We start from the raw sequence: 12,636 nt of genomic DNA, 5'->3' as shown, positions 1-12,636 counted from the left end.
CCGCCGCGGAGCCGCTGTCGCGGCCGCACCCATGACGGACGGGAGGCCCGGTACCAGCTGGTACCGGGCCTCCCGTCCGTCATGTGGGGACGCCTACTTCGCGTCCGCCTGGACCTCCGACGGCTTCTCGCCCGCCGGGGTGAGGCCGCGCTGCTGGCGACGCTTCGACACCACGAGGCTGGCCACCGTCGCGACGGTGATCGTCAGCAGGATGAACCCGAGCGAGAACCAGATCGGGATCTCCGGGGCCCACTCGACGTGCTGCCCGCCGTTGATGAACGGCACCTCGTTGACGTGCAGCGCGTGGAAGACGAGCTTCACGCCGATGAAGGCGAGGATGACGGCCAGACCCTGGCCCAGGTAGATGAGCCGTTCGAGCAGCCCGGCGATCAGGAAGTACAGCTGACGGAGACCCAGCAGCGAGAACGCGTTCGCGGTGAACACGATGAACGCGTCCTGGGTGAGACCGAAGATCGCGGGGATCGAGTCGAGCGCGAAGAGGACGTCGGTCAGACCGATCGAGACCATGACGAGGAGCATCGGGGTGAAGAGGCGCTTGCCGTTGACCCGGGTGGTCATGCGGTCACCGTCGAAGTGGTCCGAGGTCGGGATGACGCGGCGGAGCAGACGGATGAGCTTCGAGTCGCCGTCCTCGGCACCGTGCTCGTCGCCGCCCTTGGCCTGCGACCAGGCGAGCCAGAACAGCAGGATGCCGAACAGGTAGAACACCCACGAGAAGTTCTCGATGATCGTGACACCGAGGGCGATGAAGACACCGCGGGCGACGAGGGCGATCGCGACGCCGACCAGCAGGACCTTCTGCTGGAACTCCTTCGGCACCGCGAAGGTCGTCATGATGATGAGGAAGACGAAGAGGTTGTCGACGGACAACGCCTTCTCGGTCAACCACCCGGCGAAGTACTCACCGCCGGCCTGTCCGCCGCCGAACACCCAGACGCCGACACCGAACAGGATCGCGAGGGCGATGTAGACGACCGACCAGAAGGCCGATTCGCGGATGTGCGGCACGTGCGGGGTGCGCACGTGCGAGAAGAAGTCGAACACGAGCAAGGCGAGGATGCCTGCGATCGTGATGAGCCACACGTACAGGGGAACGTCCACTGGAACCTCCAGGTCAGGGGCGCACAACATCGTCAGTCGACGAGCTCCGACCACGGAAGTGGTCCGGAAAACGGGTACGCCAGAGCCTGAAGGTCTCTTCCGCCGCGGTCCTGATCGGTGTCCGACGAGGTCGGTTCCGAACTGGGCCGCGACCGACGCCCCGGGTCCGGGTCGTTCCGGGCCGTACTGACGGGGTCGCCGAGAGGGAATACTCCCCTTCGCGTCTCCGACACTACCGAAGGTCGCGCTCACCCGGGCCCCTCTAAGCTGGGAACATGGCGAGTAGTTGGTCACTGTCCTCCCGGCTCCGGGGTCTCTTCCAGCGGAAGACCATCGACGAGACGACGTGGGAGGACCTCGAGACCGCACTCATCGGCGCCGATTTCGGTCCCGACATCTCGGAGGAGATCATCGAGGACCTCCGCGCCCGGGTCGACCGCTACGGCACGACCGACCCGGCCGACCTCAACCGGATGCTCCGCGAGGTACTCGAAGAGCGGCTGTCGAAGCTCGACACGACGCTGAAGCTCAGCGCCCGGCCGGCCGTCGTGCTCGTCGTCGGCGTGAACGGCGTCGGCAAGACCACCACCATCGGCAAGTTCGCCAAGTTCCTCCGCACCTACGACCGCACGGTCCTGGTCGGCGCGGCCGACACCTTCCGTGCCGCCGCCGTCGAGCAGGTCGCGACCTGGGCCCAGCGTGCCGGCGTCGACGTCGTCCGCCCGTCGCAGCCCGGGCAGGACCCGGCCTCGGTCGCCTACCAGACCGTCGAGCAGGCGATCCGGACGGGGATCGAGATCGTCGTCATCGACACCGCCGGCCGGCTGCACACCAAGGCCGGACTGATGGACGAGCTCGGCAAGATCAAGCGCGTCGTCGAGAAGCAGACCGAGATCGCCGAGGTCCTGCTGGTCCTCGACGCGACGACCGGGCAGAACGGCCTGGCACAGGCGCAGGCGTTCATCGAAGGCGCCGGTGTCACGGGCCTGGTCATCACGAAGCTCGACGGGTCGGCCAAGGCCGGGTTCGTGCTCAGCGTGCAGGAGAAGACCGGCATCCCGATCAAGCTCATCGGGCAGGGCGAGGGCATCAACGACCTCACCGGCTTCACCCCGCACGTCTTCGTGCAGAACCTCGTCGGCTGAGCCCGGGTACCGTCTGGGCAGTACACGGATCGTCCAGGTACATCGGAAGGGGTCCACACATGCCCGCACTGCTCCTCATCGCCATCATCATCGGCATCGTCCTGCTCGTGACCGGGATCGTCAGCGCCGCGCTGAAGTTCCTGCTCTTCATCGGCCTGGTGCTCATCGTCCTCGCCGTGATCGGCTGGATCCTCCGCCGCGTCCGCGGTGGCGGGACGCGCGTCTGACGCGCAGCACGACGACCGACGGGAGGCTCCCCACCAGCTGGTGGGGAGCCTCCCGTCCGTCTGTGGTGCACCCGCGCTTGCCATGCTCTGTCGGTCAGAGTATCTTCGTCACATGAGCACCGCTGAGATGCGCGAACCGACCCTGCTCGTGCTGACCTCCCTGGCCGGGGGACGCAAGCACGGGTACGGCCTCATCGGCGACGCCGCCGAACTGTCCGACGGGCGGGTCCGACTCAAGGTCGGCACGCTCTACGCCGTCCTCGACCGACTCCTCGACCAGGGGCTCGTCGCCAGCGCGGGGGAAGAGGTGGTCGACGGACGACTCCGTCGTTACTTCGAACTCACCGACGCCGGAGCCGACGCCCTCGACACCGAGGTCCGCCGCATCGAGGCCAACGCCGCTGCTGCACGGGCACGGCTCACGGCATGGCGGCCGAGTCCAGCAGTGCGCAGCATCCACATCCGACCGGGGGGAGCGTCGTGACGAACACGAGACTGGAACAGGACTACGACCGGGCGCTCGGGTGGTACCCGACGCGGTGGCGACGGACGCACGGCCCGGCGATGCTCGGCACGCTGCTCGACGTCGCCGACGGTGAGGGCCGCACCCGACCGGCGCACGGCGAGCTCGCCGAACTGCGGTGGCAGGGCCTCCGCGAACGCGTGAACGTCCTCGTCCCCGGGGACGTCCGGGTGCTCGCGGCGTCGATCGGCACCGGAGCCGCCGCCGGGTTCGCCCTGGTCTACCTGCTCGCTGTCTCGTGGGTGCCGTGGGGGCCGCCGCCCGGCACGGCCTGGCCCGACCTGCCCGCGTTCGGACCGTTCCGGAACCCCGGCGTGCTGTTCGCGGTCCCGATCCTGCTCGGCGCGCTCGCGGCACTCGGCCGACAGCGGATGCTCGCCCACCTCGCCGGTGTCCTGGCGGTGCTCGGCATCGTCGTCGCCCGCATCACGGTGCAGGCGACCGAGAACTGGAACGGACCGGGGACGACCACGCTCGTCACGGTGGCGGCGCTCGTCGTCGTCGCGAACACCGGGGCGCCGCGGGACCGCCGCGCCCTCGGCAGCGCGTTCGGAGTCGTGACGGCCGGACTCGCGCTCTTCGTCGGCCTGCAGCTGCCGACCGGGCACCCGTTCGAGGCGACCCTGCTCACCGACGGATCGTGGTGGGGAGCCGGGGTCACACCGGCCCTCCTCGGCGTGGTCGGGGTGCTCGTCCTGGTCGCCGTCGGCGGACTCGTCCGCGGTCGGCACACTGTCCCTGCCGCGGCGCTCGCCGTCGCCTGGATGCCGTGGGCGCTCGCCGGCACCATCACGCTCCGGTACTTCGCCGCCGAGGACGGGGCATCGGTCCTCATGGCGGTGGGCTCGACCCTGATGGCGCTCACCGCCCTGGTGATCGCGCGTCGGGTGCCGCAGCGGTCCCGACGCGAGCGCGCGTGAACCGTGCCGGCGGGGCGGGCCGGTGCCGCGCCTCCCGGGCCGCACGCCACGGACGGTAGGATGGTCGGATCATGGCGCAATTCGGTTCACTCTCCGATCGGCTCACCGAGACCTTCCGCAACCTGCGGAGCAAGGGACGGCTGACCCCGTCCGACGTGGACGGCACCGTCCGCGAGATCCGGCGGGCACTGCTCGACGCGGACGTCGCACTCGAGGTCGTGAAGTCCTTCACCGCCTCGGTGCGTGAACGGGCACTCTCGGACGAGGTCAACAAGGCGCTGAACCCGGCGCAGCAGGTCGTCCAGATCGTCAACGAAGAACTCGTCGGCATCCTCGGCGGGCAGCAGCGACGCCTCGAGTTCGCGAAGCGGCCGCCGACGGTCATCATGCTCGCGGGCCTGCAGGGCGCCGGCAAGACGACGCTGGCGGGCAAGCTCGGCAAGTGGCTCAAGAAGGACGGCCACACCCCGATGCTCGTCGCGGCGGACCTCCAGCGTCCGAACGCAGTCCAGCAGCTGCAGGTCGTCGGCGAGCAGGCCGGCGTGCACGTCTTCGCCCCGGAGCCCGGCAACGGCGTCGGTGACCCGGTCAAGGTCGCGAAGAACGCCATCAAGGCCGCGGTCGACCAGCAGTACGACACCGTGATCGTGGACACCGCCGGCCGCCTGGGTGTGGACGCCGAGCTGATGAAGCAGGCCGCGAACATCCGCAAGGCAGTCGACCCGGACGAGGTCCTGTTCGTCATCGACGCGATGATCGGTCAGGACGCCGTCACGACCGCTCGTGCCTTCCAGGAGGGCGTCGACTTCACCGGCGTCGTCCTGTCCAAGCTCGACGGTGACGCCCGCGGTGGCGCGGCCCTGTCGGTCGCCTCGATCACCGGACGCCCGATCATGTTCGCCTCGACCGGTGAAGGGCTCGACGACTTCGAGCCGTTCCACCCGGACCGCATGGCGAGCCGCATCCTCGACCTCGGCGACATCCTGTCGCTCATCGAGCAGGCACAGGGCGCCTTCGACGAGGACGAGGCCCGCAAGGTCGCCGAGAAGATCGCGACCGACAACTTCACCCTGAACGACTTCCTGCAGCAGATGCAGCAGCTCCGGAAGGCCGGGTCCATCAAGGGCATGCTCGGCATGCTCCCCGGCGCGAAGGGCATGCGGGAAGCGCTCGACAACTTCGACGAGCGCGAGATCGTCCGCACCGAGGCGATCATCCAGTCGATGACGCCGCAGGAGCGCGAACTGCCCAAGCTCCTCAACGGCTCGCGCCGCCTGCGCATCGCCCGCGGTGCCGGCTCGACGGTGACCGAGGTGAACGCCCTGGTCAACCGGTTCGAGCAGGCCGCGAAGATGATGAAGACCGTCGCCCGCGGCGGTGTCCCGCAGATGCCGGGCATGGGGCCGATCCCGGGCATGCACGGCGGCAAGAAGCAGCAGCCGCAGGGCAAGAAGAAGAAGGTCGGCAACCCGGCGAAGCGCGCGGCGCTCGCCTCCGGTGCCGCTCCGGCTCCGCAGCAGGCGCCGAAGGGTGCGGGCCTCGGGCTCGGCATGGGGTCCGGGAAGAACGGCGGCGCGCCGTCCGAGGAAGAACTCGCGTCGTTGCAGAAGTTCCTCGGTCGCTGACCATGTGACGCTGACCGCCTGACGCTGACTGCGTACGTCAGCGCCCGACGGACTGGAGGCCCGGTACCAGCTGGTACCGGGCCTCCCGTCCGTCCGTGGTCGCGTCGCGACCATCCCCTGTGGGGCGCGTGCTCAGAGCGAGTCGCGGAGCTCGCCGACCAGGTGCTGCACGACCGCGCGGAGGTCGCCGCCGTTCTCCTGCGCGACCGCGAGCTGCCGCTGGTACGAGGCGCCCCGTTCGATCATCGTGTCGAGGTGGTGCAGTTCCTCCTGGCAACCGAGTCGTTCCGCGACCGGGTCGAGGCGCGACACCAGGTCGTGCACCTCGTCCGTGACCAGTCGCTCGTCCCCGGCGATGTTCGTGATGATCTCGGCGTCCATGCCGTACCGGGCGGCTCGCCACTTGTTCTCGCGGACGAACCACGGCTGCATCGCCTGCAGGGTCTCGCCGGCGTCGATCCGGTCCGAGCTCTCGGTGACCAGGCACTGCACCAGCGCGGTGACCGCACCCACCTCGTGCAGGGTCGAGATGCCGTCGGACACGCGGTTCTCGATCGTGCCCCAGCCCGGCGAGGGGCGGATGTCCCAGCGCAGGTCCTTCACGCCGTCGATGACGCCGGTGTGCACGAGGTCGCCGACGACCTCCTCGAAGTTCGCCCACGCACCGAGCTGCGGCGGGAGTCCACCGGTCGGGAGCTGCTGGAACATCAGTGCCCGGTTCGAGGCGTAGCCCGTGTCGGTGCCCGCCCAGAACGGGCTCGAGGCCGTGAACGCCTGCAGATGTGGGACGTAGCCGAGCATCGCGTTCATGATCGGGACGGCCTTGTCGCGGTCGTCGATGCCGACGTGCACGTGCACGCCCCAGATGAGCATCTGCCGGCCCCACCAGCGGGTGCGGTCGATGAGGGTCGTGTAGTGCTCGCTGTCGGGCGTGATCTCCTGCTGGTCCCACTGCGCGAACGGGTGCGTGCCGGAGCACATCACCTGCGCGTCGAGGGGCTCGGCGGCGTCGATGACCTCGCCGATGATCCCGGACAGCTCCCGGGTGGCGCCGCCGACGGTGTCGTGGACGCCGGTGACGACCTCGACCGTGTTGGTGAGCAGTTCCTCGGTCACCCGGTCCGGATCGTCCAGGCGTTCGCGGACGGCGGCGAGGACCGCCGGGGCCCGGGGCGTGAGGTCACCCGTCGCGCGGTCGACGAGGGGCAGCTCCCACTCGACGCCGATCGTCGACGGAGCGGATTCGGAGAACCGGATGTCCATGGGGCCATCCTGCCCGTCCGTCCCACCGGAACGACGGAGAGTCCGGCGTGTCCGCTCTGCCGCCGAGCGGGCACGTTCGCCTAGTGTTCGTTGCGTGACCGCTGTCGTTCCGCCCGTTGCCGACGTGCCCGCCGAGCTCCGTACCGTGGCCTCGCCCTGGACGCTCGGCCCCCTGCGCCTGTCGAACCGGGTGGTGATGGGGTCGATGCACACCGGGCTCGAGGTCCTGGACGACAGCGGTGTCGCGATGGCCGAGTTCTACCGGGAGCGCGCTGCCGGCGGTGTCGCGTGCATCATCACCGGCGGCATCGCGGTGAGCGACGAGGCCCGCGGCGGCCCGGACTTCGCGGTGTTCGGTGTCGGGGGTGCCGACGAACGGTTCCGCCGCGCGGTCGCCGCGGTGCACGACGAGGGCGGTACGGTCCTGGCGCAGCTGTTCCACGCGGGCCGGTACGCACTCGTCGGGGGACTGACCGACCGCGACGGCCGACCGCAGCGGGCAGTGGCCCCCTCGGCGCTGCCCTGGGCGGCCACGCGCGGGGTGCTGCCCGAGGAACTCACCGCCGACGAGGTCCGCCGGACGATCGAGGACTTCGCCACGGCTGCCCGCACGGCCGCGGCGATCGGCTTCGACGGTGTGGAGATCATGGCGTCCGAGGGGTACCTCGTGAACCAGTTCCAGTCGCCGCTGACGAACCTGCGCGACGACGAGTGGGGCGGGAGCCCCGAGCGCCGCCGTCGCTTCGCGGTCGAGGTCGTCCGCGTCGTCCGCGCCGCCGTCCCCGAGCTGGCCGTCACGATCCGGCTCTCCGGCGCCGACCTGATGCCCGGGTCCTCCACGGACGCGGACGTCGACGCCCTGGTGCGCGAACTGCTGCCGCTCGGCCTCGACGCGATCTCGGTCGGCATCGGCTGGCACGAGTCCCGGACCCCGACGATCCAGGCGTCCGTGCCACACGGCGCGTGGATCGAGCAGGCGAGCCGGATCGCCGACGTGGTCCGGGCCTCCGACCACCCGGACGTGCGCGTGATCGCGTCGAACCGGATGACGGACCTGCGCGACGGCGAAGCGGTCCTCGCCGACGGCCGGATCGACGCGGTTGCGCTGGCACGACCGTTCCTGGCGGACGCGGAGCTCATCGAGCGCTCCCTGGCCGGCCGCTTCGACCTGGTGAACACGTGCATCGGCTGCAACCAGGCCTGCCTCGACCGGTCCGTGGTCGGTGCGCCGGTGTCGTGCCTCGTCAACCCGCGCGCCGCCCGCGAGGTGCGGTTCCCGCTCCGTCCGACGGCGGCCCCGAAACGCGTGGACGTCGTCGGCGGGGGACCGGCCGGTCTCGCCGCAGCGGTCGACGCCGCCCGACGTGGGCACGACGTCCGGCTCTGGGAGGCCTCGGACGTGCTCGGCGGGCAGTTCGGCCTCGCCGCCGAGATCCCCGGGAAGGAGGACTACGCCGGCCCCGTGCAGGCAGCCCGCGCGGAACTCGCGGAGCGCGGTGCGACCGTCCACCTGGGGCGTGCCGCCACCCTCGCCGACCTCCGTGACAGCGACGCCGTGGTGCTCGCGTCCGGGGTGACCCCGCGCGTGGTCGACGTCCCCGGGGTGGACCTGCCGCACGTGCTCACGTACGAGCAGGCCCTCCGCGACGGTGTGCCCGACGGCACGGTGGCGGTCATCGGCGGCGGCGGGATCGGCGTCGACACCGCCGCGTTCCTCACCGAGTCGCCGGACGAGGCCGTACGTGCCGCCGAGTTCGGCGCGCGGTGGCAGGTGCCGGTGTCCGACGAGCTCGTCGGGGACCTGCCGCAGCGCCAGCCGACCGCGCAGCGCACGGTCCGGCCCGGGCACCAGGTCACGGTCCTCCGCCGGTCGGGCAAGTTCGGGCAGGGGATCGGCCTCACCTCGCGGTGGGTCGCGCTCGGCCGGCTCCGGGACGCCGGGGTCCGGATGGTCGGCGATGTGCAGGAGTACCTGCGGATCGAGCCGGGTCGCCTCTGGATCCGCGACGAGTCCGGGGACGAGGTCGCCGTGCCGGCCGACGTCGTCGTGGTCTGTGCCGGACAGGAGGCGCGGGACGAGTTGACCACGGGCCTCCAGTCCGCAGACGTGCCGTACGCGGTCGTCGGCGGCGCCCGGGACGCCCGCAGTGTCGACGCCGTCCGGGCGACGAGCGAGGCCCTGGAGGCCGTCCGACGCCTGGCACCGTAGGGCGCCGCCGACGCGCCGCGGGACGTGGCTCGCTTCCCGCTCCGGAATCTGCAAGAATGAACGGTCGAATCGTGTCCGCTCGACCCTCTATCCAGCGGATCGCGATCTCATCGAGCTTCCACCGTGTGTGCCCCCACGCCCGCGGTTCCGGTTCAACCACAACACGTACGCAACAGGAGTCATTGTGGCTGTCAAGATCCGTCTCAAGCGCCTCGGCAAGATCCGAGCGCCCTACTACCGCATCGTCGTCGCCGACTCGCGCACCAAGCGCGATGGTCGTGTCATCGAGGAGATCGGCAAGTACCACCCCACCGAGGAGCCCTCGTTCATCGAGGTGCAGTCTGAGCGTGCGCAGTACTGGCTCAGCGTCGGTGCGCAGCCGACCGAGCAGGTCGCCGCACTCCTCAAGCTGACCGGTGACTGGGCCAAGTTCAAGGGCGAGAAGGACACCGCGTCCAAGGTCCAGGTCCGCGAGCCGAAGCCGGCCTTCACGGTCGACAGCTCCAAGAAGGCCGTCCTCAAGCCCAAGTCGGAGAAGACGGCCCCCGCCGCTCCGGCCGCAGCCGAGACCGCCGACGAGACGACCGAGGCGTAGTCCTTGCTCGAATCCGCGCTGACGCACCTCGTCAAGGGGATCGTCGATCACCCTGACGACGTGCGCGTCGCCAGCTCCACCTCCCCGCGGGGCGAGGTCCTCGAGGTGCGTGTGCACCCCGAGGACCTCGGCCGCGTGATCGGTCGCGCCGGTCGCACCGCGAAGGCGCTCCGCACGCTCGTCACGGCCCTGGCCGACGGCAAGCGCGTGCGGGTCGACGTGGTGGACAGCGATTCCTAGGGAGACGACCCAACTCCGGGTGGGTCGCATCACGAAGGCGCACGGGCTCAAGGGCGGCATCAAGCTCGAGCTCTACACCGACGACCCGGATCGTCGGTTCACGCCAGGAGCGGTCTTCACGCTCCAGGTCCCCGACGACTCTCCCTGGTCGGGGAAGACCATCGCACTCGACGAGCTGCGCTGGTACAACTCCCACCCGGTCGCCTTCTTCGAGGGCATCGCCGACCGGAGCGCCGCCGAGACCCTCGCACGCGCCATCCTCTGGGTCGAACAGGACACCGAGGAAGAGACCGGCGAGGACGACGCCTGGTACGACCACCAGCTGGTCGGCCTGACGGTCCTCCGCGACGGCGTGCAGGTCGGCACCGTCGCCCGGGTCGACCACATGCCGGCCCAGGACCTGCTCGCGGTCGACACCGAGTCCCGCGGCGAGGTCCTCGTGCCGTTCGTCGCGGCGATCGTCCCCTCGGTCGACCTGGAGGCCGGCACCGTCACGGTGACGCCGCCGACGGGGCTGTTCGAGGACCCCGAGGACATGAGCCGTCCCGAGACGTTCACGCCGGCTCCCGACACGTCGGCTGACGAGTCGTCGGCTGCCGAGTCGCCGGCTGCCGAGTCGTCGGCATCCGACACGTCGGCTCCCGACTCCGAGGACTGATCCGTGCGGATCGACATCGTCACGATCTTCCCGGAGTTCTTCGGGGTGCTCGACGTCTCCCTGCTCGGCAAGGCACGGCAGGGCGGGCTGCTCGACCTGCACGTGCACGACCTGCGCTCGTGGACGACCGACCGCCACCGCACCGTCGACGACACCCCGTACGGCGGCGGCGCCGGCATGGTCATGAAGCCCGAACCGTGGGCCGAGGCGCTGTCCTCGATCCTGCGGTCCGACGGCTCCTCGACCCTCGTCGTCCCGACGCCCGCGGGCACCCCCTTCCGGCAGACCATCGCCCGCTCGCTCGCCGAGCACGAGCACCTCGTCTTCGCCTGCGGGCGGTACGAGGGCATCGACGCCCGGGTGTTCGAGTGGGCGGCCACCCGGAGCACCGTCGTCGAGCTCTCGCTCGGCGACTACGTCCTGAACGGCGGCGAGGTCGCGGCGATGGCCATGATCGAAGCCGTCGGCCGTCTGGTCCCCGGTGTGGTCGGCAACCCCGAGTCCCTCGTCGAGGAGTCCCACGAGGACGGCCTGCTCGAGTACCCCTCGTACACGAAGCCGGCCTCCTGGCGTGGCCTCGACGTGCCGGACGTCCTGCTCAGTGGGCACCATGGGCGGATCGCCGGCTGGCGGCACGAGCAGCAGGTCGAGCGGACACGCCGCGTCCGGCCGGACCTGCTGCCGGACTGAGCGGGTCGCGGACCCGCCGTCGACGTCACGGGAGGCCCGTGACCAGCTGGTGACGGGCCTCCCGTCCGTCGTGTGGCCGGCCGGGCCGGTGTCAGGCGTCGCGCTGTGCCCGGCGGAGGGTGAGGACCTCCGGGCCCTGCTCGGTCACCGCGACCGTGTGCTCGACGTGCGCCGCGCGCGAGCCGTCGACGCTGCGGAGGGTCCACCCGTCCTCGTCCTGGTAGAGCTCGTCCGTGCCCTGCATGAGCCACGGCTCGATCGCGACGACCAGTCCGGGGCGGAGCTTCAGGCCGCGGCCAGGGCGGCCGTCGTTCGGGACGTGCGGGTCGCCGTGCATCGTGTGTCCGACGCCGTGTCCGCCGAACTGCAGGTTCACGTCGTAGCCGGCGCCACGGGCGACCGAGCCGATCGCGGCCGAGACGTCACCGAGCTTGTTGCCGGGGGCCGCCTGGGCGATGCCCGCGGCCAGGCACTGCTCGACGGTCGCGATGAGTCGCTGGTCCTCGTCGCGCGGGGTGCCGACCTGGACCGTGACGGCGGAGTCCGCCACCCAGCCGTCGACGCTCGCGGCGAAGTCCAGGCTGACCAGGTCGCCGTCCTGCAGGACGAGGTCGTACGGCAGCCCGTGCAGGGCGGCGTCGTTCACCGAGGTGCAGAGGTTCTTGCCGAAGGGGGACTTCCCGAACGACGGGTGGTAGTCGACGTAGCAGCTCTCCGCCCCGCGCTCGGCGATCATGCGTGCTGCGACGCGGTCGAGGTCGAGCAGGTTCACGCCGACGTCGACGGTCTCGAGCAGGGCGTCCAGGACGTCAGCGACGAAACGGCCGGCGACACGCAGTCCGTCGAGTTCGGCGGGGGTGCGGAGTTCGATCATGGGACCATCCTGCCGGTTGGCCGCAGTGCACTTGTTGTGGCATGATGATCGATCGTGCCCTGGCTGGACTCTGCCACGGGGGAGTCGCCGACACTGGGCACGTCTCGTTCTTTCCGAATTCGATCCGCGGCGACCCGTGTGCGTCCGCAGGAAGTGACACCATCATGCAGCTCCTCGACCACGTGACCGCCGGTGCCCTGCGCACCGACCACCCTGACTTCCGCCCCGGCGACACGGTCAAGGTCCACGTCAACATCGTCGAAGGCACGCGCTCGCGTATCCAGGTCTTCCAGGGTGTCGTCATCGGCCGCCAGGGCCACGGCATCGGCGAGACCTTCACGGTCCGCAAGGTGAGCTTCCAGGTCGGTGTCGAGCGCATGTTCCCCGTGCACTCCCCGATCATCGACCACGTCGAGATCGTCACCCGCGGTGACGTCCGTCGCGCGAAGCTCTACTACCTCCGCGAACTCCGCGGCAAGGCAGCCCGTCGCAAGATCAAGGAGAAGCGCGACAACTGATCGTCTTCACAGGGAGCGCCGGGAAGC

General features: G+C 70.4%; 14 protein-coding genes. 11 read left to right on the top strand and 3 right to left on the bottom strand.

Translation table 11 applies throughout. The features are described 5' to 3' along the window. Nucleotides 1-93 precede the first annotated feature (93 nt). Nucleotides 94-1,122, bottom strand: a complete 1,029-nt coding sequence (locus tag DEI97_RS10555; protein ID WP_111075596.1) for a TerC family protein — start codon at nucleotides 1,120-1,122, stop codon at nucleotides 94-96. Nucleotides 1,123-1,397: 275 nt separating this feature from the next. Here DEI97_RS10555 and ftsY point away from each other — a divergent pair, with 275 nt between their 5' ends. The 5 genes from ftsY to ffh all read left to right on the top strand — a co-directional run bounded on the left by ftsY (nucleotide 1,398) and on the right by ffh (nucleotide 5,562). Then, a complete protein-coding gene (gene ftsY / locus DEI97_RS10550) occupies nucleotides 1,398-2,267 on the top strand; it encodes a signal recognition particle-docking protein FtsY (RefSeq protein ID WP_111075595.1) in 870 nt (289 codons plus the stop codon). Between the two features lie 59 nt (nucleotides 2,268-2,326). After that, the gene (locus DEI97_RS10545) at nucleotides 2,327-2,494 is read left to right on the top strand and encodes a hypothetical protein (protein WP_181439311.1); all 168 of its coding nucleotides are present in this window, start codon (nucleotides 2,327-2,329) and stop codon (nucleotides 2,492-2,494) included. A gap of 112 nt (nucleotides 2,495-2,606) precedes the next feature. Beyond that, the gene (locus DEI97_RS10540; RefSeq protein WP_220039228.1) at nucleotides 2,607-2,978 is read left to right on the top strand and encodes a PadR family transcriptional regulator; all 372 of its coding nucleotides are present in this window, start codon (nucleotides 2,607-2,609) and stop codon (nucleotides 2,976-2,978) included. Further along, complete coding sequence (locus DEI97_RS10535; RefSeq protein WP_111075594.1) at nucleotides 2,975-3,937, top strand: hypothetical protein; 963 nt, start codon at nucleotides 2,975-2,977, stop codon at nucleotides 3,935-3,937. The genes DEI97_RS10540 and DEI97_RS10535 overlap by 4 nt, the downstream gene beginning before the upstream one ends. A gap of 71 nt (nucleotides 3,938-4,008) precedes the next feature. Next, on the top strand, nucleotides 4,009-5,562 hold the full coding sequence (gene ffh, locus DEI97_RS10530; protein ID WP_111075593.1) for a signal recognition particle protein: 1,554 nt from the start codon (nucleotides 4,009-4,011) through the stop codon (nucleotides 5,560-5,562). A 132-nt stretch (nucleotides 5,563-5,694) separates the two neighbouring features. Here ffh and DEI97_RS10525 read toward each other — a convergent pair whose 3' ends face one another. Continuing rightward, nucleotides 5,695-6,825 carry a glutamate--cysteine ligase gene (locus DEI97_RS10525; RefSeq protein ID WP_111075592.1) on the bottom strand — a complete coding sequence of 377 codons (1,131 nt, stop codon included), beginning with the start codon at nucleotides 6,823-6,825 and terminating at the stop codon, nucleotides 5,695-5,697. 94 nt (nucleotides 6,826-6,919) lie between these two features. Here DEI97_RS10525 and DEI97_RS10520 point away from each other — a divergent pair, with 94 nt between their 5' ends. The 5 genes from DEI97_RS10520 to trmD all read left to right on the top strand — a co-directional run bounded on the left by DEI97_RS10520 (nucleotide 6,920) and on the right by trmD (nucleotide 11,217). After that, nucleotides 6,920-9,034 (top strand): oxidoreductase, encoded by a 2,115-nt coding sequence (locus tag DEI97_RS10520; protein ID WP_253463426.1) that lies wholly within the window; start codon nucleotides 6,920-6,922, stop codon nucleotides 9,032-9,034. Between the two features lie 184 nt (nucleotides 9,035-9,218). Continuing rightward, the gene (rpsP, locus tag DEI97_RS10515) at nucleotides 9,219-9,629 is read left to right on the top strand and encodes a 30S ribosomal protein S16 (RefSeq protein ID WP_111075590.1); all 411 of its coding nucleotides are present in this window, start codon (nucleotides 9,219-9,221) and stop codon (nucleotides 9,627-9,629) included. Between the two features lie 3 nt (nucleotides 9,630-9,632). Beyond that, nucleotides 9,633-9,869, top strand: a complete 237-nt coding sequence (locus DEI97_RS10510) for an RNA-binding protein (protein ID WP_111075589.1) — start codon at nucleotides 9,633-9,635, stop codon at nucleotides 9,867-9,869. A gap of 19 nt (nucleotides 9,870-9,888) precedes the next feature. Continuing rightward, nucleotides 9,889-10,527, top strand: coding sequence for a ribosome maturation factor RimM (gene rimM, locus DEI97_RS10505; protein WP_111075588.1), 639 nt, complete (start codon nucleotides 9,889-9,891; stop codon nucleotides 10,525-10,527). A gap of 3 nt (nucleotides 10,528-10,530) precedes the next feature. Continuing rightward, the gene (trmD, locus tag DEI97_RS10500; RefSeq protein ID WP_111075587.1) at nucleotides 10,531-11,217 is read left to right on the top strand and encodes a tRNA (guanosine(37)-N1)-methyltransferase TrmD; all 687 of its coding nucleotides are present in this window, start codon (nucleotides 10,531-10,533) and stop codon (nucleotides 11,215-11,217) included. A gap of 91 nt (nucleotides 11,218-11,308) precedes the next feature. Here trmD and map read toward each other — a convergent pair whose 3' ends face one another. After that, nucleotides 11,309-12,091 (bottom strand): type I methionyl aminopeptidase, encoded by a 783-nt coding sequence (gene map, locus DEI97_RS10495; protein ID WP_111075586.1) that lies wholly within the window; start codon nucleotides 12,089-12,091, stop codon nucleotides 11,309-11,311. A 164-nt stretch (nucleotides 12,092-12,255) separates the two neighbouring features. Here map and rplS point away from each other — a divergent pair, with 164 nt between their 5' ends. Then, nucleotides 12,256-12,609: a 50S ribosomal protein L19 gene (gene rplS, locus DEI97_RS10490; RefSeq protein ID WP_110826147.1), complete on the top strand. Its 354-nt coding sequence runs from the start codon at nucleotides 12,256-12,258 to the stop codon at nucleotides 12,607-12,609. Nucleotides 12,610-12,636: the final 27 nt, after the last annotated feature.

Source organism: Curtobacterium sp. MCLR17_032 (assembly GCF_003234795.2).
Lineage (GTDB): Bacteria > Actinomycetota > Actinomycetes > Actinomycetales > Microbacteriaceae > Curtobacterium.
This window is presented reverse-complemented; position numbering and strand designations above follow the sequence as displayed.